The organism is bacterium, from assembly GCA_030247525.1.
Lineage (GTDB): Bacteria > Electryoneota > JAOADG01 > JAOADG01 > JAOADG01 > JAOTSC01.
Genome location: JAOTSC010000044.1, coordinates 1 through 22,231, shown reverse-complemented (window position 1 = coordinate 22,231; position 22,231 = coordinate 1). Strand labels below are relative to the sequence as shown.

23 protein-coding genes are annotated in these 22,231 nt (G+C 47.9%); 16 read left to right on the top strand and 7 right to left on the bottom strand.

Going from position 1 to position 22,231, the window contains the following annotated elements; all coding sequences use genetic code 11:
* A partial coding sequence (locus OEM52_06190) for a T9SS type A sorting domain-containing protein (protein MDK9699713.1) occupies window positions 1-576 on the top strand: 576 nt, incomplete at its 5' end.
* A 35-nt stretch (window positions 577-611) separates the two neighbouring features.
* On the opposite strand, the gene OEM52_06185 is transcribed toward OEM52_06190, so the two are convergent.
* Window positions 612-1,523 carry a hypothetical protein gene (locus OEM52_06185; GenBank protein ID MDK9699712.1) on the bottom strand — a complete coding sequence of 304 codons (912 nt, stop codon included), beginning with the start codon at window positions 1,521-1,523 and terminating at the stop codon, window positions 612-614.
* Between the two features lie 107 nt (window positions 1,524-1,630).
* On the opposite strand from OEM52_06185, the gene OEM52_06180 reads away from it, so the two are divergent.
* Window positions 1,631-1,879 carry a Trm112 family protein gene (locus OEM52_06180; GenBank protein ID MDK9699711.1) on the top strand — a complete coding sequence of 83 codons (249 nt, stop codon included), beginning with the start codon at window positions 1,631-1,633 and terminating at the stop codon, window positions 1,877-1,879.
* A 40-nt stretch (window positions 1,880-1,919) separates the two neighbouring features.
* Here the strand turns inward: OEM52_06180 and OEM52_06175 are convergent, their stop codons facing one another.
* Window positions 1,920-2,273: a hypothetical protein gene (locus OEM52_06175; protein MDK9699710.1), complete on the bottom strand. Its 354-nt coding sequence runs from the start codon at window positions 2,271-2,273 to the stop codon at window positions 1,920-1,922.
* A 143-nt stretch (window positions 2,274-2,416) separates the two neighbouring features.
* On the opposite strand from OEM52_06175, the gene rpmG reads away from it, so the two are divergent.
* The 8 genes from rpmG to OEM52_06135 all read left to right on the top strand — a co-directional run bounded on the left by rpmG (window position 2,417) and on the right by OEM52_06135 (window position 8,851).
* On the top strand, window positions 2,417-2,605 hold the full coding sequence (gene rpmG, locus OEM52_06170; GenBank protein MDK9699709.1) for a 50S ribosomal protein L33: 189 nt from the start codon (window positions 2,417-2,419) through the stop codon (window positions 2,603-2,605).
* A 26-nt stretch (window positions 2,606-2,631) separates the two neighbouring features.
* Window positions 2,632-2,838, top strand: a complete 207-nt coding sequence (locus OEM52_06165; GenBank protein ID MDK9699708.1) for a hypothetical protein — start codon at window positions 2,632-2,634, stop codon at window positions 2,836-2,838.
* 61 nt (window positions 2,839-2,899) lie between these two features.
* Window positions 2,900-3,487 (top strand): DinB family protein, encoded by a 588-nt coding sequence (locus tag OEM52_06160; GenBank protein ID MDK9699707.1) that lies wholly within the window; start codon window positions 2,900-2,902, stop codon window positions 3,485-3,487.
* Window positions 3,488-3,799: 312 nt separating this feature from the next.
* Entirely contained in the window at window positions 3,800-4,810 is a 1,011-nt protein-coding gene (locus OEM52_06155) for a KpsF/GutQ family sugar-phosphate isomerase (protein MDK9699706.1), read from the top strand.
* Complete coding sequence (gene kdsA / locus OEM52_06150; GenBank protein MDK9699705.1) at window positions 4,807-5,637, top strand: 3-deoxy-8-phosphooctulonate synthase; 831 nt, start codon at window positions 4,807-4,809, stop codon at window positions 5,635-5,637. The genes OEM52_06155 and kdsA overlap by 4 nt, the downstream gene beginning before the upstream one ends.
* A gap of 134 nt (window positions 5,638-5,771) precedes the next feature.
* Complete coding sequence (locus tag OEM52_06145) at window positions 5,772-6,629, top strand: universal stress protein (protein MDK9699704.1); 858 nt, start codon at window positions 5,772-5,774, stop codon at window positions 6,627-6,629.
* 140 nt (window positions 6,630-6,769) lie between these two features.
* The gene (locus OEM52_06140) at window positions 6,770-7,243 is read left to right on the top strand and encodes a hypothetical protein (protein MDK9699703.1); all 474 of its coding nucleotides are present in this window, start codon (window positions 6,770-6,772) and stop codon (window positions 7,241-7,243) included.
* A 138-nt stretch (window positions 7,244-7,381) separates the two neighbouring features.
* Complete coding sequence (locus tag OEM52_06135; protein MDK9699702.1) at window positions 7,382-8,851, top strand: T9SS type A sorting domain-containing protein; 1,470 nt, start codon at window positions 7,382-7,384, stop codon at window positions 8,849-8,851.
* Window positions 8,852-8,917: 66 nt separating this feature from the next.
* On the opposite strand, the gene OEM52_06130 is transcribed toward OEM52_06135, so the two are convergent.
* The 4 genes from OEM52_06130 to OEM52_06115 form a co-directional block, all read right to left on the bottom strand.
* Window positions 8,918-9,412, bottom strand: a complete 495-nt coding sequence (locus tag OEM52_06130; GenBank protein MDK9699701.1) for a DinB family protein — start codon at window positions 9,410-9,412, stop codon at window positions 8,918-8,920.
* A 9-nt stretch (window positions 9,413-9,421) separates the two neighbouring features.
* On the bottom strand, window positions 9,422-9,940 hold the full coding sequence (locus tag OEM52_06125) for a DinB family protein (GenBank protein MDK9699700.1): 519 nt from the start codon (window positions 9,938-9,940) through the stop codon (window positions 9,422-9,424).
* A 54-nt stretch (window positions 9,941-9,994) separates the two neighbouring features.
* Window positions 9,995-10,741 carry a class I SAM-dependent methyltransferase gene (locus OEM52_06120; protein ID MDK9699699.1) on the bottom strand — a complete coding sequence of 249 codons (747 nt, stop codon included), beginning with the start codon at window positions 10,739-10,741 and terminating at the stop codon, window positions 9,995-9,997.
* A 137-nt stretch (window positions 10,742-10,878) separates the two neighbouring features.
* Window positions 10,879-11,088 carry a hypothetical protein gene (locus OEM52_06115; GenBank protein ID MDK9699698.1) on the bottom strand — a complete coding sequence of 70 codons (210 nt, stop codon included), beginning with the start codon at window positions 11,086-11,088 and terminating at the stop codon, window positions 10,879-10,881.
* 318 nt (window positions 11,089-11,406) lie between these two features.
* On the opposite strand from OEM52_06115, the gene OEM52_06110 reads away from it, so the two are divergent.
* The 5 genes from OEM52_06110 to OEM52_06090 all read left to right on the top strand — a co-directional run bounded on the left by OEM52_06110 (window position 11,407) and on the right by OEM52_06090 (window position 19,380).
* Complete coding sequence (locus OEM52_06110; protein ID MDK9699697.1) at window positions 11,407-14,112, top strand: S8 family peptidase; 2,706 nt, start codon at window positions 11,407-11,409, stop codon at window positions 14,110-14,112.
* Between the two features lie 121 nt (window positions 14,113-14,233).
* Window positions 14,234-15,106 carry an HAD family hydrolase gene (locus OEM52_06105; protein ID MDK9699696.1) on the top strand — a complete coding sequence of 291 codons (873 nt, stop codon included), beginning with the start codon at window positions 14,234-14,236 and terminating at the stop codon, window positions 15,104-15,106.
* Between the two features lie 158 nt (window positions 15,107-15,264).
* Entirely contained in the window at window positions 15,265-16,272 is a 1,008-nt protein-coding gene (locus tag OEM52_06100) for a phosphate acetyltransferase (GenBank protein MDK9699695.1), read from the top strand.
* 144 nt (window positions 16,273-16,416) lie between these two features.
* On the top strand, window positions 16,417-18,246 hold the full coding sequence (locus tag OEM52_06095) for a FapA family protein (GenBank protein MDK9699694.1): 1,830 nt from the start codon (window positions 16,417-16,419) through the stop codon (window positions 18,244-18,246).
* 69 nt (window positions 18,247-18,315) lie between these two features.
* Window positions 18,316-19,380: an RluA family pseudouridine synthase gene (locus OEM52_06090; protein MDK9699693.1), complete on the top strand. Its 1,065-nt coding sequence runs from the start codon at window positions 18,316-18,318 to the stop codon at window positions 19,378-19,380.
* Between the two features lie 60 nt (window positions 19,381-19,440).
* Here OEM52_06090 and trxA read toward each other — a convergent pair whose 3' ends face one another.
* Window positions 19,441-19,818, bottom strand: coding sequence for a thioredoxin (gene trxA / locus OEM52_06085; GenBank protein MDK9699692.1), 378 nt, complete (start codon window positions 19,816-19,818; stop codon window positions 19,441-19,443).
* A gap of 312 nt (window positions 19,819-20,130) precedes the next feature.
* Here trxA and OEM52_06080 point away from each other — a divergent pair.
* Window positions 20,131-22,231: hypothetical protein (locus tag OEM52_06080; GenBank protein ID MDK9699691.1), on the top strand; the 2,101-nt coding region annotated here is incomplete at its 3' end.

The following is a 22,231-nucleotide window of genomic DNA, read 5'->3' as shown; positions in this document are numbered from 1 at the left end:
AGTCAATGGAAGCTGTTTAATCAGCGATTGCGGATTTTACGCAACACCAGACAGGTTAAGCTCCACGTCGAAAACGAGTTGATTACGCAGAACATTACAATTACCAACCAACAAAGCACTCGAGTTACAGTGTTTATCGCATTTCCCTTTTTGACTGGAGCGCCTACTACTTTAACGATTGCACCGAATATCGAGTATCGTTACTCCGAAGTAACCCGCGAGCTTGAGTTAATCTCAGTACCTGCCGGTTACTCGGGAACAATTACCGCTTCGCAATGGTCAGGAATGCCGGAACCATCGCAGATGTTGCCGGATCGCTATTCGTTGTCGGTATATCCCAATCCGTTTAATGCAATGACGAATGTTAAACTGTACTCGACGCGAGCGGGTACGGCAAATCTCACGATGTACGATGCATCGGGTAGAGTCGTGCGAAAACTTCCCCGAAAATTCCTGCGAGCGCCCGGTTCGATAACCTTCTCGCTACCCGCCCAACAATTACCGAGTGGAAGTTACTTTATTACTGGGTCAGTTGCCGGAGCGCCACTCACGACAAGAGTAACCATTCTACGTTAACAACATCAACAGTTTTCATTCGATTCCAAGGACACCTACTCGGTGCCCTTGGTTTGTTTTCGGGGATTCTTCTTGGGTTTTGCCGTTCTTACCTGAGGGGATTCCGAAGGTGCAAATACACTCCCGAAAATGAGGATCGGAGCAACGGCGAGGCTCACAATTAAAAGCAGAAACAACCACATTGGCCAAAGCCACGTCAATCCAATCGCCCACCAATTCATGGCAGGTTCAGAAATTGCCGGTATCGCTCCTATGAAGAAACTCACGATTGCCAGTAATGCAATAAACCAAAGCAATGGTTTCCGGAAGTTTTTCCAATCGTCGATGGAAGGAGAAATATGAACGGCAACGCACAACATGGCATATAGGATGGGATAGGTTTGCCAGCGGGTAACCAACTCAGGATGCCATAGCCAGGAAATCTGTTGTAGAAGCTGTAACCAGACATTTTCCAGATAACTTTGCCATCGTATCGCATCGTTAAGTGTCGCAGATGTTGGCGGTCGAAACCCACCATACGCAGTCGTCGAATATCCTGGAATTATCCAGCGGGTTAGCAGTAGCAGAACCGTCGTTCCGCCGACAAGCGGAGCGATGGGAATAAGGAAATTGCCGACGATTCGTTGATATCGGTTCTTCTGGTCATACTTCGTTTCGACAACACCCAACTGACCGGTTTTTGGATTGGGTGAAAATGGCGCGAATCGTACTACCTTATGACCGCCAATCCAAGCGGCGAGTACGTGAGACAGCTCATGCACCGGAACACCCAGCCAACCGGTGATGTACATCATACGAAAGCCACCCAATTCAATGATTCGCTTCGCGGCGAGGTGGGTCGTATATCCAATGAAGAATCCGATGAGTAAAAATGGGAGAACGCCTGTACTCAGGAAAGTGAGATAGATTGCTCCCACTGAGAGAAGCCATTGTGATAGGGTTTGCAAATTTGACTGCATGATGCGAATTTACAACGAACCCTTAGCGCGACCAATTATTATCCAATTGCAGAAATAGATTTCGACTGTTACGCAGTATCGAGTGGGGAGTAGAAGTGAACGAAGCCATCCAGCGAATCGCAGCCATCCAACATCTTTTGGCTTGTCCGGAAACCAAAGTACCGTTGGTATTAGTGAAGCAGGGCGAGAATTATCTTTTGGTCACGACTGATCCTTCGGTTCCCCGGTACTATCCCATTATCGACGGTATCCCGGAATTACTGATCGAATCGGCGGTAATGATCTCACCGGAAGAACACACTCTTCTGCTGAAAAATCGCGTAGAAGTGAAATCAACTGATTAGAATTGCTTATCAATAGGAAGTATGGGGATGAAGATTATTCCTATGCCGGAAGTCTTCCAGATATGAGATCGCGCTGTTCAGGGGTAATATGCCCTAAATCAACCAATATCTCTCCGAGGAGATTTCGACCGGCTTGTTGAAATTGAGCAGCTTGTTCGACTTGACGTTTTTGGAGAAAGCCCAATTCTTGAACAATTTTGCCAATTGGTTCGGATTTCGGGGAGGTTTTTTGGACGGTTAGAGCTAACTCAACATGAAACGGTTGGAGCATACCTTGTCGCATCAAGAACTCACCGAATCGTAACGTACCATTTTGCTGAATGGTGAGCGCTTCGCTAAGTTGATCAGGGGAAATCCACCCCTCTTGCACGACTAATTCGCCAAACCGTACCATGGGATCCTCGAAACCAATGATTTTGTTGTATAGTAAGTTTATCTCAAGAATTGTCCAAATGCAACGCTCAACCGAAAAATCCAGCGACCTTGATTTTTGCCGGAAATGTTGTATCTTACCTTGCTCGAAAGGAGAATTACAAAATGGCAAGCAAGTCTAAGGAAGTGCGGATTAACATCTTGCTCGAGTGCACGGAATGCCGTAAGAACGGCAATCCAGGCGTTGCGCGATATGCCTCGGAGAAGAATAAGAGAAACACAACCGAACGGTTGGAACTCAGAAAATTCTGTAAGTTCGACCGCAAGGTGACTGTATTCCGCGAAACCAAGTAACGAGTAAGAAACGATAGGATATACCGATGGCTAAGCAACAATCCTTCGGCGACAAGGTTAAGAAGATAAAGAATGCGTCGCTCATGGTCTTTTGCCCGATCTGTCAGAAGCAGACGCTTTCCGCGCCGACTCTAAGAGTGTTATCCGTGAAAAGCGATGATGGCAATGTCAAGTTTGTCCGGAAACGGATCAAGTACTGCACCTCTTGCAATAAAATCCTCGACGCACACTAACGTGATCTTCACGGGCGGCTTGCCGGATACGCCGGTTTGCCGCCCGTATTGTATCTAATTCATGTCACTGTTTCCAGCTACCTATCACCGACCACCGCGCGATTTACCGGCAGTAATCGTCGAATTCGAGGAGACCCGCCGGGAAATCATTTCCACGTTGTTGCGGCTCAATCGCGATGCTTGGCGGATAAAACCCCATCATGGAAAATGGTGCGTTGCGCAGATTGTCGAACATCTCAACGATGTTGATCGCAATTGGTGGCGGGTGCTGATCGTGGCAAACCGATTGCAAGTACTCTTCCCGGCGAAACCGCAAAATCTTCGCGCAACCGTCGATCAACCGTTCGGTAAAACGGCGATGCGAGCACTCAAAATATTTTCAAATCCCCGGGGTAGAAAACGCCGGAAACACATGATTGGCGGGTATGAACAGACTGCCCGGAAAATCGTCCATCTCCTCGAACAACTATCTGAACGCAAGTTAGGTCAATTGCGGATGTTTTCTCCCATTGCCGGTATCATCGGAGTCGCCGATGCCTTGGCGATTCTCACCTACCACGACCAACACCACTATAAACAAATTCTCGCATGTATCGATACGCTTCGTCAAAAAAATATTCCGACCGAATACACCCCCGACGAATCGTAATCCAGTCCATCATCTCGTAGGGGCGTGCCGCACACGCCCTTTTCTTTTTGCGAGGCCCCGACATTCCTGTCGCGGTGGCTTTGGGTGTACACGAGGTTCGCCCGTACAACAATAGGGCGTGCGCGGCACGCCCCTACTGGAGGTTAGGCAATCCTGCCTGACTTGGGTACCGACAGGTCTCCAGACCTGTATCGTAGGGGAGCCCGGCGGGTTCCCGCACAAAAAGAGGGCGGCTGGCAGCCGCCTCCTTCGTTGTTATCGCATTCTCACCCAAAAAACCGTATCTTTTTCCGAATCTTACCGATTGGAACGATGAACAGACCTCAAGAAATCATCGAACAGGCGCGCGAAGTCGTCCGGATTGAGCGAGCGGCGCTCGATTCACTCGTCGATGCAATCGATGAGAATTTCGCCGTGGTTGTAAAATTGATTCTCGAATCGACCGGGAAAGTCATTATTACGGGGATTGGCAAATCGGGACTCGTCGCCCGGAAAATCGCTGCAACCTTAGCATCGACCGGAACCCTCGCAATTTTCCTTCATCCCACCGAAGGGCTCCATGGCGATGTCGGCATTGTCCGGAAAGAGGATATTTGTCTATTACTCTCCAAATCGGGCGAATCCGAAGAGTTGCTTGCCATTCTGCCAGTGTTAAAGCGAATCGGGGCGACTACGGTAGCCATTACCGCCAGTCAGCAATCCGATCTGGCGACTCATTGTGACTACTCACTGCAGCTTGGCGACTCCCGTGAAGCGGGATTAGCCGGATTAACACCAACCAGTTCGACAACCGCTACGATGGCGCTCGGCGACGCATTAGCAGTCGTACTTCTGAATGAACGGAAATTTCAACCGGTCGACTTCGCCCTGCTACATCCCGGTGGCAGCTTAGGCAAGAAATTGTTACTCAAAGTGGACGATTTAATGCACACCGGCGAACGCAATCCGTTATTGCCAGTGACTGCAACTTGCCGGGAAGCGGTGAAAGTCCTAACCGAGTTGCCGTTGGGAGCTGTCTCTTTGGTCGATGAAGAGGGAAAACTCGCCGGTATCTTTACCGATGGCGATTTCCGGCGTTCGATAGGAAGATTTGGCGCGAATGCATTGGATTACCCCATCGATCAAGTCATGACGAAAACACCGGTAGTCGTACAAACCGGCATGCTCGCTCTGGATGCATTAAACTTGATGGAGAACCGTCCATCGCAAATCATGGTACTGCCGGTCGTGAATGCCGAGCAGCGTCCCATCGGTATGCTTCGGGTACACGATTTACTGGCAGCGGGTCTCCCATCACGCGATCCCAATCAACACGCTTTATGAAAACACCTATCGAAATCTCATCAACGGTTCAGGTCGGTCATGGCGCGCCGCTCCTACTAATCGCAGGCCCCTGTGTATTAGAGTCGCGCGATTTTACGATGCGCTGGGCGGAGCGGTTAGCGGCAATTATCCGGAAATTCCCCTTTGGCTTCGTATTCAAAGCATCCTATGACAAAGCAAATCGCACCTCGGCGGGAGCCTTTCGCGGACCAGGATTGGACGAGGGATTAAAACTCCTCGAAGAGATTCGCAAGAATCTTGGTGTACCGGTCTTGACCGATGTTCATGAATCGCCGGAATGTGCGCAAGTCGCGGAAGTTGTTGATGTCTTGCAAATCCCGGCTTTTCTTTGCCGTCAGACTTCGCTACTCGAAGCTGCCGGCGCGACCGGAAAAGTCGTAAATATTAAAAAGGGACAATTTCTCCACGCCGACGATTTAGCGGGAGCCGCGGCAAAGGTCAAATCCGGCGGTAGTGAGAATATACTTCTAACCGAACGTGGCAGTAGTTTTGGGTACCGGGAGCTGGTGGTCGATTTTCGGAATCTTGCCCGGATGCGGGCATTAGGCTATCCGGCGATCTTCGATGGAACACACTCGGTACAACGTCCGGGCGGCGCTGGTGGCGCGACTTCCGGTGATCGCAACGAAGTGCCGGGACTCGTGCGGGCGGCGGTGGCGCATGGCGTCGACGGCGTATTTCTCGAAGCTCACCCCGACCCCGATCACGCCCCCTCCGACGGTCCGAACATGTTGACCCCGGAGTTGTTGGAAGCGGTGTTATCCCAAATTGAGCGAATCGATGCGATTCGGCGAAAAATCGTGTGATTCTTAACAAGTGAAAAAAATTAAATTGCACTGCTTTCTATTGCGAATTCGTACAATTCTTCGCTAATTTTAGATGACACACGATGCTTCCTGTGATATGATTCCCGGTGATGAACAACGGAAGTGGAGGATCGATGCGGCACATACTTTTTCCATCCGACTTCGGTAAGTCCTCCCAAGCGGCATTACCTGTCGCACTTACACTTGCCCAAACTTTTCAAATCGAGTTACGCGCATTTCACGGCATCCCCGCCAACGGCGATGAACACGATTTCGATAATTTTGAAACTGTGCAGCTGCTCGCTGAGCAAAATGGTCTCCCTTTTGCCTCTACCTATAACAAAGGCGACGACATCACAGCGATGATTCTGCATCAAGCGTCGATCGATCCACCAGTCGCGACGGTGATGGGTACTCATGGCAGAGGCCCGATTGCCAAATGGGTGATGGGGTCGATCACCGAAACCATCCTCAAGCAGATTACGACACCGTTGGTATTAGTTACCGAACATGCGATGGATCGGGAATGGAAGGGGATTAAAACCATTTTAGTTGGTATCGATTTCTCTTTGCAATCGCGTTTTGCACTTGGTTGGGCAAGCGTGATCGCGAAGCGTACTGATGCTGTGATTCACGTAATGCATACAATTGAAACGGGACAGATGAGCGGCACTCCGTTTGAGTTCCCATCGCTATCCAATTTGGATCAAAATTCTGAGGAAACTGTACGGCAAGCATTTAGAAACTTCGACTCCAATATTCAATTCGCTGCATTACCACATCATCACGTTTGTTCAGGAGTTGCCGCAAAAGAAATCGTCCGGCTTGCCAATGAGATTTCCGCTGACTTGCTTATCATTGGGCCGCATGGTAACGGAGGCGTAAAGGAGTTACTCATCGGATCGACCACGGATCGGGTAGTAAGAACAGCAAATTGTCCCGTGATGATTGCAAAATCGCAACCAGCCTTGGCTGACCCGTTGTCTGAATAATCAAGCGGTATCGATGTTTCCAGTTGAGAGAGGTGTTGTAATACGCCTCTCTTTTTTTTCGATTAAACCTTAGCAACTTTCCTTGTGTCATACCAGCAGAACACGGAACACTCGTTCCTGAGCAACCAAAGGAGAAAACCATGAAACGGATCATTTCAATTCTTTTATCGGCAATGTTGGTCATCATTGCTCTCTCGGCTTTTGCAGCCGACACCGACGATAAAGCGGCACCGTCACCAAGAACACCGCTTACTGTTAAAGAAAAAGTAGAGTTGGCACAAGAGCGGTTGTTAAAAATGGAAACCAAATTGAACGCTGACATCGAACTGAGCAAAGATGCGATAGCATCGGCGAAGAAGGAACTTGAATCGGCGAAGAAGTTGTTGGCGCAGGGGAAAGAGCAGGAAGCCGAAGAAGCTTTGGTGAAATCCCGCCATCATGCCCGTCGATTATCTCTACTCGGACCGGGACCGAAAGGCCGTGGAGGTCGTGGTCATGGTCCAAGAATGGGTGGTCCGGGAATGGGTAACTTCCCCGATTGCCCGATGGGTGCTCCCAGAATGGGTATTGATGGTGAAAGACCCGGCTTTGGACCGCGGTGGAAAGATCGCTAAGAATACAACGAATTAGTTATTAAGAAGATGGTGCCTTATTAAAGGCACCATTTTTGTGTAACAACAATTTCCCTAAACGCCTCGTATTACTCTCTTATGCGTGAATGTATCGTTTAACAGTATAAGGGGGGGGAAATCATGCGTTTTGTTGGTGCTCTATTAACGTTCTTAACCACGTTATCGATGGCGTTGGCGTATTCATCAGGACCACCTGATAATATGGTCGGCAATCCGTCAAGTTGTACACAGTGTCACAACTCATTTACGGTGAATTCTGGCAACGGTTCCCTCAGTTTGTTGGGTACTCCGCCAACGGGTTACGTACCTGGACAAGTGTATCCATTGCAGGTCGAACTGCAGGATCCCGGTCAAGCGCGTTGGGGATTTGAGTTGACGGCAGCGTTGCAAAGCAATTCGTCGCAACAGGGGGGAACGCTTGCGACAGCTAATGGAAACACCCAAGTTTCCAACCAAACCGGTAATGCGCGCGACTACATTAAACATACCTCTTCCGGTACCAGTGCAGGAACCCAAAACGGCCCAGTTACCTGGACGTTTAACTGGACAGCACCATCAGCCGGAGCGGGAAATGTGGTCTTCTACTTTGCCGGTAATGCTGCCAACAACAATGGGAGCACGAGTGGAGATTACATTTACACAAGTTCGGTAACTTTAGTAGAAGCGACGCCACCGAACCAACCGCCAAATGCATTCTCATTGCTCACCCCAGCAAATGGAGCAGTAATTCGTGGCATGATGGTGAATGTTGGTTGGGAAGAAAACGGTGATCCGAATCAAGGAGATGTTGTCCGTTACAAGTTCATCTATAGTACTGATTCGACAATGGCACAATCGGATACCATCGATACTGATATGTCAAGTTCGACAACCATCAGTGCGTTGGTGCCCGGTACGACCTATTACTGGAAAGTGCAAGCACGCGATCAGTTAGGTGCTACCCGGTTATCCAATCAGATGTTCCATTTCTCGACTGAGCAACTGCCGCCAGTGGATCCGCCACAATGCAGTATGCCGACGAATGGAGCAAGTGTCTCGCTAAGTGCAAACACAACATTCACTTGGGAACCAGCTACCGGAGGTGCTCCGGGGAATACTTTCGATTATGTGATTTGGTTCTTTACACCGACTGATTCGATAGCTTATCCGACCGACTCGGATACATCGGTTACGGTTCGGTTGGATACTGTTGCGCTGAACTTGTCTTCATTCCCGTCCTTCATGTGGACAGTGCAAGCCAACTCAATGAGTCCGGCAGTTTCGATTCGGGCATCGGATATGTTTGTTGCAAACATTGCGAGTGCGGCATCCGATCCAGTACTACCGAATGGATTCACACTATCGGAAGCATATCCGAATCCGTTCAACTCGACCACAAAAGTGAACATGTCGTTACCGAATTCGGCTTCGGTTCGCGGCGAGTTGTTCAATATGAACGGGCAACTTGTTGCTTCTTACGATTGGGGTATGTTGAGTGGCGGACAGCATGTATTGTCAATCGAGCAAAGCCAGATTTCGGCTGGTACGTACATCTTCCGTGTTTATGCCGGTAATGTCGCATTGCAAAGGCGTATCGTTTATTTGCGCTAACTTTGGCAATTAGTAAAAAGAAAGGGGCGTAGCAATACGCCCCATTTCTTTTCAAGAACGATAGTATCAGTATTTTGCTTTACCGCAATTTGCTAAAAGAATTGCAAGTTGTCCATTGTGATACATCATATGCATCGTCCAATGGAAGACACAACTACCTTTGGTTCCATAGAAATCCTCATCGGGAGTATCGTTCACAAACGAGTGTGGCTGATCCCACTCCTCGTCGGTCATTGATTGCAGGATTGCATCGTTACGTTTCAGTGCAGTCAGCCATTGCTCGCGCAACACCGCGACAGGCGGATATTCGGAGGTGAGAAGGAGTTTACTCTTCATTCCGAATAACTCCTCATATTCCGGGTATTGAAATTCACCTCGACCAAGATAGCGGGCAAGGTCGTCTTCCGATTGAATGAGGTGACCGAGAATCCAAATGCCATGATTGCGCCCGGGTGCGATTACAAGACAAAGTTCCTCGTCGTTTAGCCAATTCAAATATTTGGTCGTCCACCCAGCAGCATCTTTCCACTGCTCGTAGAAGTGTTTTGCGACGATGTTCATTTTATAATCCTATGCGACACCCGGCACGGTATTGACCGGTCGTTTCTTCATCATAACGGCGTTTAACAACCCTAATTGTCCCGCATGATACTGTTGATGTAAAATCCAAAAGGAAATCACTCGAAACTTCGTTTTGAAGAAATCGCGGTCGGGGTCTTTCACTTGTGCGTGGGGTTTGTCAAGTTCGTCGTCGGAGAATTGTGAAAGCATATCGATATTGCGGTCGGAAACCGCTTTCCACATCGCTTTAAGCTCTGAGAGTGAATGGTAACTTGATGGTGGTTTACACTTGGAACCTTGCCCATATACCGGGAACAAATCAGGATATTGTTTTTCTCCGATTCCGAGATAAGCACCTAAATCGTCATCTGAAACGATAAGGTGTCCCAACAACCAAATCCCATGATTCGTTCCGGGAGCAACTGTTTGTTGCATCTCTGCCTCTGAAAGGTCATCGATTTGCCAGTTTACCCAATCGACCATGTTTTTGTAATGATCAGCAAATCGCTTTGTTACCTGATTTTCCATCCGACTACCTCCGAACTCTATCGATTTAGCACACCACCAAGTAAGAGTAGTAAATCACTTTTTCAGTGCAATTAGAATTTGTGTGGCTGGGTGAACGCCAACTCGCTCTAAACGCTTGAGTAACTCAACCGACTCGCGTTGGATTTCGACGAAATCGGCAAGCCCCTTCGCTCGCTCCAAATACTGAGGTACCGAAGTGCGCAAACGATCGACAATCCCAGAGTCGTGTGCTTCGATTCGCAAATCGGCAAACTCCGAAATCCAGCAAGCAGAATATGGCAGACGCGATATCAGATCGACAATCTTCTGTTTTGTAAATGTCGGAAAATGGGGAACACCAAGCTCGGAATCGACTTTCGCCCACCAACGGTGAAAGAGAACATGGGTCATTTGCGTTTCGGTTTGTTCATTGCTGAACATTTCAAACACGATGAGTAATCCATTTCGGTGTAGAACCCGATACATCTCGTTTAATACGGTTGAGGGAACTAACATATGGTGGAGCGAATTGGAAATTGCAACGACATCGAACGATTCGCTCGGATAGTCCATTGCATGGGCGTCCACAACTTCTACCCGGTACCGCTCATCGGTTGCGATTGTGTTTTTGGCATGTTCAATTGCTTTCGGTAAGAGATCAATACCCAAAAACGATTTTCCATTCGGAAACCAATCCAATAATTGGAATAGAAAGCCACCGTGACCTGTGGCAACATCCAGTAATTTGACCGGGGAAAAAGCTTTTATCTTTAGTTCCCATTCTTCAATGGGGAGGAGTTGGATAGTGGGTTGTTCGGACATAGTGTTCTCTTCGAGTTGTAAAAGTGACGATTGACCAGTTAGCAGTTCACTGTTTTAGTGGCAGCGATGATGGTTTAGGTTGCAAAAAAAAGACCACGAAATCATCGTGGTCTCTTTGAATCGCTTCATGCCAATATTTAAAATAATCCTACGTTCCAGCCGGCAATCGACAGGGACTTCATGATTTGCGACTCGGATTCTTGGGGATTGTCCGCAATAGCTTCATGTTCTTCGCCGTTACTAAGCCGAACCATTGTGCGAAACTTGGCTCCGTATCGTTCGGTGTTTAACTCGACGATGTGTGTTGCGATATCTCCCGTACTGGGAAGTGTTGTAACGAGATCCATCTGGTTACCCTTTCTTAGCATTCAAATCGTGTAGACAAATCCAATAGGAAATATAAGGATTTCCATAAGATAAATCCAGTCATGCCCAATGAAAGATGCTACTCCCCTGAAATACGAGAGTAAATGATGCAAGTTGGTGTAAAATACGCTTAATTTCTACTTCCCGATGTGCGTTACCGCACCATATTACTGGCAAGTTGTAACAATTGCATTCGTAAACGATGGAAAGTACATTTACTATTCATTAGTGGTGTCGAAGACCCAATGAACGAGAACCGTCTTCAGACACTTGGTAACAAAAGAGAATAGGAGACCGCAATGAAACGGAGTACTCTCTGGCTATTGGCGCTAACTTGTCTGGCGGGTGTTGCGCTGGCAATTCCCCCGCAAGGCGGTCCTGAAAATGGATATCGGCCAACCGATGTGATCGATCCCGGTAGTGAACGGTTTTTAGGACAAACTGTTGTTAAGTTTAACCGCTCGTTCCCCGATGCTTATAATCCAAAAGGCGAACCGGTACAACTCGGTGATGCTTCCCTCGATGCAATTTTCGCTAAGTACGGCGTTTACTTTGCAAAGAACTTAGTGCCGTGGGAAATTGCTCCGACCGAAAAATGCCCCATTGATTTACGTTGGACATTTTTACTCCACTTCCCAACTGAAAACTCAATCGACAAGATTGTTGAAGAATTACAATCATTACCCTTTGTTGGATTCGCAGAACCAAATTTCTATCGAAAAGTAGATCGCGTCCCCAATGACCCCTATTTTTCGGCTGAATGGCATATCAGCACAATTCATGCCCCGTTAGCGTATGACTACACTACCGGAGACTCGACGATTGTGATTTCGATTATCGACAGCGGGGTCGAGCATACCCATCAGGATTTAATCAACAACCGTTGGGTAAACCCCGGTGAAGACTTGAATGGCGACGGCATAATCCAAACCTCGGAAATCAACGGAATCGACGACGATGGGAACCTTCGCGTTGATGATTTCTACGGGTGGGATTGGACGAGTTCCGATAATAATCCTCAGGATCCATTCCCTTGGCCTGATGGCGGACATGGCACCCACGTTGCTGGTTGTGCCTCAGCTCGAACCGATAATGGCATCGGGGTGGCATCTCCTGCCCGTGTCTCGAAAATCATGGCGAATCGCTGTGCCGTTGCAAATAACCCGAACCTGATAAACAGTGCCCACGGCTTCTCAGCTATGAGCTACTCAAGTTTGTATGGTGCCAACATTATAAACAACAGTTGGGGTGGTTCCCAGTATTCCCAAAACGAACAAAACTCGATAACAACGATATGGAATCGTGGGTTGGTCGTCGTAGGGGCTGCTGGAAATGACAACGTTTCCAGTCGACACTACCCCGGTGGTTATACCAATTCCATTGCTGTTGCCGCAACTGGTTCCGGCGATGATAAAGCAAGCTTTTCAAATTACGGCACTTGGGTAAACATCAGCGCACCCGGCGAAACAATTTGGTCTACTGTCAACACATCGACCACATCTTATGATAATGCCCAAGGAACATCAATGGCATCTCCAGTAGTTGCCGGTTGCGTGGCGATGCTTTGGAGCGTGATGCCCGGTGCTTCGAATCTGGATGTTCGTACGATACTGATGGAAACTGCCACTAATATCGATGCTCAAAATCCAGGCTACATCGGTCAATTAGGTGTCGGAAGAGTCGATATCGGGGCTGCCGTTTCAAGCCGCTTTCCATTACTTAGTCTTGATACAGTTTATGCCCGCGATACAATCGCCGGACAAGGAAACGGTAATGGGCGAATCGAAGCTGGCGAAACCATTAATCTGATCGTCAGGTTCTCGAATGCCGGTGATCGAACCGATTCCTACAGCACAACTTTACGATTCATTTCGACCGATCCAACAATTACTGTTTTAAGCGACTCGGTTTGGATTGGCGATGTATTATCGGGAAACAACGGTGAAACCCGAGCAATCCGTTTCCGTTTCAATGCGGGTTCACCATCGCATCGCACAAACTTTACGCTTCGCGTATCCGGTTTGAATCCAAACGATCTACGTTATACCCAAACTTTCAATTATGACTTCATGCTTGGGTATGGCAACACGATGTTGATAGACGACGACAATGGCGCGACTTACGAAAACTACTATAAAGTCGCTCTCGACTCCCTTGGCGAATCGTATGATTATTGGAATATTGCAACCCAAGGGGTGCCGACTTCCAGCGATATGTCGCGTTACTACGACTTCATCTGGTTTACCGGCGATGCCACGACCAACACGATTACAACTGCGGAGCAAACCGCGATCTCTTGGATCATGAATAACAACCGACGGTTGTTACTTTCCGGAAAAGAGATTGGGGAAGAAATTGGCTCATCTTCCTTCCATCAGAATGTATTGCATGCAACTTATGTTGCGAGTAGTAGTCAAACCCGCGCTAATGGTATCGCTGGCGATGCCTTGTCCGGTGGCGGAAATCTTCTGTTAGTCGGATCAAGCGGTGCTGGGAACTATTCCTCCAGCAATGCGCTTACTCCGGTTGGCGGTGCGGTTGCCCGCTGGAACTACACCAACGGCAACACTGGTGCGATTAGCTATTCTGTCGCTAATCGAATTCGTTTGGTCTATTGCGGATTCCCGGTGGAATCGATACATGGCAGCGCTTCTACAATAACTCGTTGGGCATTCTTAAGCCGAGTACTAACAGCATTCCGTAATACCGCAGTTGGCGAGGAGACTGATGGGGCCCTCCCCACAGATTTCCAAATTCAATCGGTGTATCCGAATCCATTTAATCCTTCAACGACGATTGCTTTCTCATTGCCACGCTCCAGCGAAGTGAAACTTTCGGTATATGATGTTTCCGGTAGATTGGTTGCCAATCTTGGTGAGAAAAATTATACTGCTGGATTTCACTCGCTGCAATGGAATGCCAGCAATGTCGCCGCTGGTATGTACATCGTTCGGATGGAAGCTGCTGGTACTGTTTCCACTCATAAAGCGTTACTCATGAAGTAACGTTCGCTCAAATCCGATATCAAAGAAGGGCGGGCGAGCAGTGTCCGCCCTTCTTGTTGGAGTGAGCGGGAGGAGATATGTTACAGTTGTCGACAACTACAAAAAGAATTGAGATGTTTCAATGATTCAGACTACATCGTTATTGGATTTGCGTTGGATGGCGTTCGATTTGGATCGAACGTTAATCGGCCCGGATCGATTGTTACCGGATCGCACCAGAGATGCGCTACGAAAGGCAATTGACAGCGGTTACAAAGTAATCATCGCAACCGGAAGACCGCCACGCTCTACTCGCTCAGTAATCGCCCAAATCGGCCGCGAGATTGCACTGGTGTCTTACAACGGCGGCTATGCCGAAGCACCAGATGGTGAACGGCTACGCGACATCCGGATGGATGCAGCAACAGCGACTCGAGTATTAGATGCCATGCGAGCGGGAAATCCCGGAGCGATTCTGATGGAGGCAGGAGACCACTACCATTACGACGAGTGGACGGAGTTTGCAGAGCGGCACACCTCCCATGCATCGCATAAACCCGACTCGGTGGGAAAATTGGATTATGTGGTTCGATCCGGTGTTAATAAATTTCTCGCTATTGGCACACCCGATTCGATTAATCGAACCGAAACAAAGCTGTTAGAATATGCATCCGATCAAGAGGTGATTCGACCGACCCTCTATAAAACTGATAACATCGATTATGTCGAAGTAATGCCGGTTGGAGTAACCAAGAAAACCGGGATCGATGCAATCCTTGGACGATTCGGTTGGAGTTGGAACACGGGTATCGCATTTGGCGATGCTCCCAACGATTATGCGATGATGGACGAAGCGCGCTATTCGGTAGCAGTTGAGGATTCCTGCCCGGAAATTCAAGCTTTAGCCGATTTTTCCTGCCCCTCCGCAATTGAACAAGGGGTTGCGGTTTGGCTTGAAGAATTCCTGCTGAAGATGGAAACTGAGCGGGCAAAGCAACGCGAAATTGCGAAATAACAAGTTGCTTTGTATCTTAAAAGGGGCGAGAATTCTTCGCCCTTTTTTCGATGGAGAACATTAGGATGTGCAATCGTTGGCAGAAATACCGCAACGATTTGTGCAGACCGACCATCCGCTAAACCCCAATCAGGTTGACCCGCCACAGGAGATTTTTTATGGACCCGTTTGTCCGGCTGAATGAAGAAGCCCGCAAAAAGCAGGCGATTATTGCATTACCCGAAGGTAGCGACCCGCGTGTTATCGAAGCGGCACACATTTTATTAAAAGAACGATTTTGTGTTCCGTTATTGATCGGCGATGAAGCAGCTATTCGTGCCAAGGCAAAAGAACTGAATTTCGTGTTGGATGGAGCACTCTTTCGCGATTATCACACCGATCCCAAGTGGAACGAATACGTCGACGAGTATTGGACATTGCGCAAGAAGGCTACCGAGAAGGCACGCGCGAAAGGTAAGAACAACCCTGATCCGACTCGCGATGAAATCGACAAGCAGTTACAACACTGCATATTCTATGGTTCGATGTTAGTGCGTAAAGGGGAAGCTCATGGCAGTGTTGCCGGTTGTGCACACCCGACCGCCGACACCGTACGTGCCTCGTTACAGTTAATCGGTCTTGCGCCGGGTATGAAAGTACTTTCGAGTAGCTTTTTAATGGTTATGCCAGACGGACGACTGTTTACATTTAGTGATCCCGCTTATGTCCCCACTCCGAATCCAGAAGAATTAGCATCGATAGGTGTTGCCGCCGCTGATACCCACCAAAAATTGACCGGCGAAACGCCGATGGTAGCGTTTCTTGCCTATTCGACCAAAGGCAGTGCCGAAGGTCCGGCGATTGACGCTGTCCGGAAAGCGGTTGCCATTGCGAAGGAAATGGCACCGAATCTGGCAATCGACGGAGAGCTGCAGCTTGATGCCGCTATCGTTCCGAAAGTAGGCGCGAGTAAAGCACCGGGCAGCCCGGTTGCTGGAAAAGCGAATGTATTAGTGTTCCCGGATTTGAATAGCGGAAACATCGGTTACAAACTGGTGAATAAGTTAGCGGGAGCAGAAGCGGTTGGTCCGGTATCGCAGGGATTATCGAAACCGGCATTCGATCTCTCCCGCGGCGCTACTGCGATGGAAATTGTGAAAACCTGTATCATCGCGTCAGCACTTTAGAAAACTGATCTCCTTGATTTCATCGGGCGAGCAGGGGCTCGCCCGATGGATTCATTACTTCGACTTCCTCAAAATGCTTGGTTAATATTTCCTGATTAACGTAGTGGTGTTTACTTAACATCATATCCAGAACAACTTAGCAACATGATTACATTTGACGAATCCAAACTGAACGATACGATACCTTCTATCAACGGAGTTCGGTTTTCTATTACGCAAGAGTCACCCAATAGCTGGATCGTTCAGGCGATTTTTACTAAACAGCTTCTCCAAGAACAAGAAAAAGTACTTTTGCTCCTGAAAGAGATAAAACAGCGAATCGCAATCTCATATCATATTCCAGTCGATGCTTTCGAGTATGATGCCCAAATTAAAAAAATTCCTCGCGGTGAATTTGTATTGGCGACTTTTCGTATCGTTTTTATCAAAGAAGAAAGTGGCGATCCGGTAATCCACTTCCTTTCCGGTATGACTCCCGATGGAGTAGAGTATCCCGATATGTCGGCTACTGTAGATGTCTGCTTACTGAATTCCAAATTAAAAACAGTTACTGTGGAGGATATCGTTACTGCAGCAAATCAAGTTGGGATAGCTAAAGATACACTGAACATGGAGTTGGTGCGCAACTTACAACTGCAAGTAACATTTCTTCGTACGAATTTTCGTAATTTTGAGATTGCGCGGGGAGTGTTTCCCGGTCGAGGTGTCGATGCCATCATCGAATACTTAGTGCCTGTGACGCATGAGATTAATAGTTTAGAGTCCTACATTGTTCCACGCAGAGTAAAAAAAGGAGCCCAGATTTGCCGTAAAAAACCAGCCCAATCAAGCAAGACCCCTGGATATTCATGTCGCGGTGAATATTTAGCGGAACGCAAAGGTAACGATATCGAGTTGCTTGCCGGAGAAGGAGTTCGTTTATGGCAAGACGACGAGTCAATTACTGCGGAAATCGATGGTCAGATCGAGATTAAGCAAACTGTAAAACGGGTGAAAACACTCGCTGGCTTCAATTTTTGCTACCCGACTCATGTTGAAATATCAGTTTATCCCGTTGATATCGTCGACGTAAAAGATGAAGTCGCCAACATATTCTCTGAGAACACTGTTGAAGTTAGAGGTAAACTTCGAAAAGGCAGCGTAGTCGTCAGCCGCCGGGGAATCATTATCGACGGTAACATTGAAAAAGAAACGCACATCTTTGGTGTGAACGATGTCGTTATCAACGGTCATGTTCGTGATTCCGATGTTTCATCCAGCAGCTGTGTCATCGTTAAGGGCAATATTCGGAACTCCCGGATATCATCAAGTAGCGATGTTCAGGTAAAGGGGAACTTAGAAAACTGTGCTGTACAGGGTGTAACTGTAACTGCTCATCGGTTAAGTGGTTGTGAAGTTGTTGCGAATCATGAACTTGTCGCTGACCGGATAGAAGCGGGCGATGATAACAAACCTTCAAGTTTCACGTTGGGCCGAAAGTTTTTTCAAAAAAGCCGGATTACTGAAAATAAGCAAATCGTCGACCGTTCTCGAAAAACGCTAAAAAAACTGGAGCTGTTGTTTGGTAAAGACATTTTAGATCAACTGGAACCAACGAATTTGCAACGGGTATTCATGTTGTATCTCAACGAGACTCTGAAGAAAGTACGGCATCGTCAATTGGATCGCTGGGAGATGATGGAGCACCGACGCTTGTTAGAAGTTGTGTTGCCAACCCGCACCGTATTGAGCGATAAGGAAATCGAATTGCAGAACTTGACCAATGCAATTAAGTCATTTAGCGGCATCGAAGCACCCAGTATCATGCAAGTAAAGAATGGAATCAGCGGTGATGTTGAGATAACCATCGAAAATGCTCACGAGAGATTACAAACCCCATTGGTGGGTAATGTGGCAATCACTGCAGCCGATTCAGTATTAGCTATCGACACGAAGACAAACGAAAAAAGAAGACGTTTCGGAGAAGACAACTAAAATAACTTCTTTGTATCACTTACAAAATGTTTATTTAGCATTTCGAAAAAAACAATTGTATTTTTCTTCATGACGAGTATACCAAAAAAATATGTTCATCAGAATCCATCGGTAAAAAAGTTACTTGAGCATGCCGGTACGGATTTATCGAATTCGTTGACAGTCGATCCCGGACAAGCGCCGACTCGCTTGGATATTTTTCTTGCCTTTCGTACCGGGATGAGCCGGTCCCGGGTTAAGGCATGGATCGAAGAGGCGAATGTCGTTGTGAATAATGCGCCAGCCCGCGCTTCGTATTTGGTTCGTCCAAACGATGAAGTATTTTGGGTACCGTTCCTGCCGCCCGCCCCGGAATTGATTCCTGAAGATATTCCGCTAAATGTGCTCTATGAGGATGAAACGATCATCGCCATCAATAAACCGGCGGGCATCGTGGTTCATCCGGCGCAGTCGATTCGCAGTGGTACCGTGGTGAATGCGCTATTATGGCACGTATCCAAAACGCAGGAAGAGCTTTCACCCGGTCTGCCGGGGGGCGATACTGAAGGGCTACGACCCGGCATCATCCATCGGCTCGATAAAGATACCAGCGGCATTCTTCTGGCGGCTAAATCGCTGCAAGCGCAACAAATTCTCGCGAAGGCATTCTCCGACCGCACCGTACACAAAACCTATATCGCCTTGGTATGGGGCGATCTCAATAAAAAAACCGGACGTATCGACGCTCCCATCGGTAGGCATTTATACGAGCGGGCATTGTTCGCTGTAGTACCTGATGGTAAAGCGGCGGTTACGAATTGGGAAGTAGTCGAGCGGTTCGGTTTGTGGACATTGGTTCACTGCTTTCCTGAGACCGGACGTACTCATCAAATTCGTGTTCACTTTGCCCATATCGGCCATCCGGTGTTTGGCGATCCGCTCTATGGGGGAAGGAACCGGCAACTTGCACGATTGACATCTGCTCAGCGTAATCTCTCGGCGAAAGCACTACAGTTGTGTAACGGACAATTTCTCCATGCTCACCGGTTAGATGTTCCACACCCCTCGCGTGGCGGAAGACTCGACTTGATTGCACCATTGCCCGACAATCTGGAGCAAATCCTCACACTATTCCGCTCAAATATCGAAGTGTAGCAACAATAAAATCGGAAGCCATTTGCTTCCGATTCTAACAAAGTTCGATTGCATGAGTGGTTAATTCATCGAAGGTTCAGCGCCAATGCCGAGCAATTCCTTCGTGATGACTTCTTCCAACACATCCTTTGGTAACGCACCGACTTGCATCATCGGTTTGCGGGCAATTGGAATCAGCAGCAAACTGGGAATGCTACGGATACCGAAAACCGAAGCTAACTCCTGTTCGGCTTCGGTGTCGATCTTAAAGATATCGACCTGCCCATCGTATTTCTTAGAGAGTTCCTCAAGAATCGGAGCAACCATTTTACATGGGCCGCACCAGTCAGCATAGAAATCAATCAGTGCCGGGCGGGTTCCCTTGTACTTCCATTCTTGCTCGTGTTCGTAATCGAAAATATCCGCGAGAAACTTCTCTTTCGTTAGATGCTGTACCATTGTTTATCCTTTCGTAGATCTAGGTTGATAGTAGTTATAGAGTGAATTTCTGGTTCTCGACGATTTGTTTACTTCGGAAATGAAACGAAATCGACGAAGCGTTGGAATCGTCAAAAATTGATTAAAACTTCGATTCCGGTAAACTCATCAAGATACTGCATAGATATACGAGAAAAATTTGAAAAGTGCGAGAACGGCTTTCCTCCTGAGAAAATTGACAGTATCTTTTGCTTGTTGGAATTGTTTCTAATGAATAATCGGACGAATTGCGTACCGATTTTTGCCCTCATCGCAGATGAAAAGGATTGAGCTATGTTTCCCAAGATTCTTCGCAACGCAGCAACGCTGCCCGTTTCCCTGTTTTTACTTGTTACCAGTATCATAATTCCCCAATTCACTTTTGCATTCACCGGCAATACCCCCGGGTTCGTCGAGAACCGCGGACAGTGGAATTCCCGTGTCAACTTCATGGCAAATTCAGAAAATGGAATTCGGTGGTGGTTTACCTCTACCGGACCTGTCGTTGAAGTCATCTCTGCGACCGTCACAAACTCCGAGGCAACAACACCGGAGAACATCGATCCGGAGTATCCGTCCGGTGTAATCAACGGACATGTTTTTCCCATCCGTTTCCTCAACGAGTCGAATGAAGTTATCCGGGGAGTTCCGCTCGGTGAGTCCCCTCAAATCACAGTCTCGAATTATCTCTTGGGGAGTGACAAATCGAAATGGGCGCCAGGTTGCCGCCACTTTGACCGTGTCGTGTACAAAAATGTCTGGCAGGGCATCGATGTTGTGTACCGCTGGGAAGAGAATCGTGTGAAAGTGGAATATGTTGTAGCGGAACATGCCTCGCCGGAATCAATCAAACTGGGTTACGAATCGCTGTTACTACCACCATCAGTCGATATTGCTTCCGGTGATTTGTTGTTGCAAACGTCGCTGGGCGTTGTTCGTGAATTGCTACCCTATGCCTATCAGATTGAAACTGGGCGTCAAATTCCTTTGCCAACGCATTACTCGCTCGATGCCGATGGGTTTGTCACTTTCACATTTCCCAATGGCTATGATAATACATTGCCCTTGGTGATCGACCCGCTTGCCTTTGGCACGTACTTGGGCGGAAATGTACTCGATCAAATCCAAAGTATGTGTACGAACTCGAACGCGCATTATGTGTGTGGCTACACCTCAAGTACAACCTTTCCGGTAACAGTCGGCGCATACCAAAATACCTTCGATGGTGGAACCTACGATGCATTTTATGCGAAAATGGCTCGCGACGGTTATTCGCTCTATTTCTGCACTTACATCGGTGGCGCTAGTACCGACGCTGCTTACAGTATATCCGAGGCGAACAACCAAGGCGAAACTTTCATAGCCGGGGAAACGCAAAGTTCTGATTTTCTCCCGGGTACGACCGAAGGTTGGGATATCGTTCATAACGGCGGTTACGATCAATTTCTTGTTCGACTCAACTCGAACGGTTCGGCTATCGTGAACGGTACATATATCGGCGGTTCGTCGAACGACCGGTGCTGGGCGATGGCAGTTACAGATGCGAAAGAACCCTACATAATCGGTTGGTCGAATAGTTCAAATTATCCAACCAGCAGCAATGCCTACCGTCAATCGAATTCCGGGAGTTGGGATGCGATCATTGCTATGTTTGACTCCAGTCTAACCAATCGAATTGCTTCAACTTATCTCGGTGGAACACAGGACGAAAAGGGGTATGGGATCGCATTAGGAACACAAGGAGTGTATGTCATTGGAACCGCAGTCAGCGCAAACTTTCCTGTGACGACCAGTGGCTACCAGCGCACCTATGGTGGTACTGGTCCGTATGGTGGTGGTGATGCTTTTGTTAGCATTTTAGCCGGGGATCTGAGTTCTTTGACGTATAGTACTTTTTTGGGTGGTAGTTCCGATGATTATGGTCGGGCAATTCTACCAACGACCGATGGATTTATCATAACGGGATACACCTTTAGTACGAATTTCCCGGTATCGAGCAATGCCGCGCAGATTGCTAATCATGGGTCTAATGACTGCTTCCTCGCGAAGTTTACGAATCAAGGCAGCAATCTGTTTTACTCAACTTACTTTGGCGGCACCGGAGCGGATTATGCAATGACAATCGCACCATACAATGGTGTTAGTGTTTGGATTGCCGGCAACACTTTTGGTAACAACTATCCAATCACGAACAATTGCCATCAAAATGCGAGTCGGGGTATCTCTGATGGAATTCTTTCGTTAATGGCAGTCGATAGTGGCGCTGTTCCCTATAGCTCCTACCTCGGCGGTACTGGAAACGACTTTATCAGTGATATCACTAATTACGATGGCAACTTGGCATTCGCCGGATACTCCAGTAGTACATCGCTATCGTTTCCGGGGTTTGGTTTTC

Excerpts from the sequence above, each read along its gene's own strand:
- OEM52_06175 (MDK9699710.1), bottom strand. The coding sequence starts at position 2,273 with ATGGTACGGTTTGGCGAATTAGTCGTGCAAGAGGGGTGGATTTCCCCT.
- trxA (MDK9699692.1), bottom strand. The coding sequence starts at position 19,818 with ATGGTACAGCATCTAACGAAAGAGAAGTTTCTCGCGGATATTTTCGAT.
- OEM52_06115 (MDK9699698.1), bottom strand. The coding sequence starts at position 11,088 with ATGGATCTCGTTACAACACTTCCCAGTACGGGAGATATCGCAACACAC.
- OEM52_06120 (MDK9699699.1), bottom strand. The coding sequence starts at position 10,741 with ATGTCCGAACAACCCACTATCCAACTCCTCCCCATTGAAGAATGGGAA.
- kdsA (MDK9699705.1), top strand. The coding sequence starts at position 4,807 with ATGAAAACACCTATCGAAATCTCATCAACGGTTCAGGTCGGTCATGGC.
- OEM52_06140 (MDK9699703.1), top strand. The coding sequence starts at position 6,770 with ATGAAACGGATCATTTCAATTCTTTTATCGGCAATGTTGGTCATCATT.
- OEM52_06155 (MDK9699706.1), top strand. The coding sequence starts at position 3,800 with ATGAACAGACCTCAAGAAATCATCGAACAGGCGCGCGAAGTCGTCCGG.
- OEM52_06105 (MDK9699696.1), top strand. The coding sequence starts at position 14,234 with ATGATTCAGACTACATCGTTATTGGATTTGCGTTGGATGGCGTTCGAT.
- OEM52_06095 (MDK9699694.1), top strand. The coding sequence starts at position 16,417 with ATGATTACATTTGACGAATCCAAACTGAACGATACGATACCTTCTATC.
- OEM52_06165 (MDK9699708.1), top strand. The coding sequence starts at position 2,632 with ATGGCTAAGCAACAATCCTTCGGCGACAAGGTTAAGAAGATAAAGAAT.
- OEM52_06130 (MDK9699701.1), bottom strand. The coding sequence starts at position 9,412 with ATGAACATCGTCGCAAAACACTTCTACGAGCAGTGGAAAGATGCTGCT.
- OEM52_06160 (MDK9699707.1), top strand. The coding sequence starts at position 2,900 with ATGTCACTGTTTCCAGCTACCTATCACCGACCACCGCGCGATTTACCG.
- OEM52_06125 (MDK9699700.1), bottom strand. The coding sequence starts at position 9,940 with ATGGAAAATCAGGTAACAAAGCGATTTGCTGATCATTACAAAAACATG.
- OEM52_06090 (MDK9699693.1), top strand. The coding sequence starts at position 18,316 with ATGACGAGTATACCAAAAAAATATGTTCATCAGAATCCATCGGTAAAA.
- OEM52_06110 (MDK9699697.1), top strand. The coding sequence starts at position 11,407 with ATGAAACGGAGTACTCTCTGGCTATTGGCGCTAACTTGTCTGGCGGGT.
- OEM52_06145 (MDK9699704.1), top strand. The coding sequence starts at position 5,772 with ATGCGGCACATACTTTTTCCATCCGACTTCGGTAAGTCCTCCCAAGCG.
- OEM52_06135 (MDK9699702.1), top strand. The coding sequence starts at position 7,382 with ATGCGTTTTGTTGGTGCTCTATTAACGTTCTTAACCACGTTATCGATG.
- rpmG (MDK9699709.1), top strand. The coding sequence starts at position 2,417 with ATGGCAAGCAAGTCTAAGGAAGTGCGGATTAACATCTTGCTCGAGTGC.
- OEM52_06100 (MDK9699695.1), top strand. The coding sequence starts at position 15,265 with ATGGACCCGTTTGTCCGGCTGAATGAAGAAGCCCGCAAAAAGCAGGCG.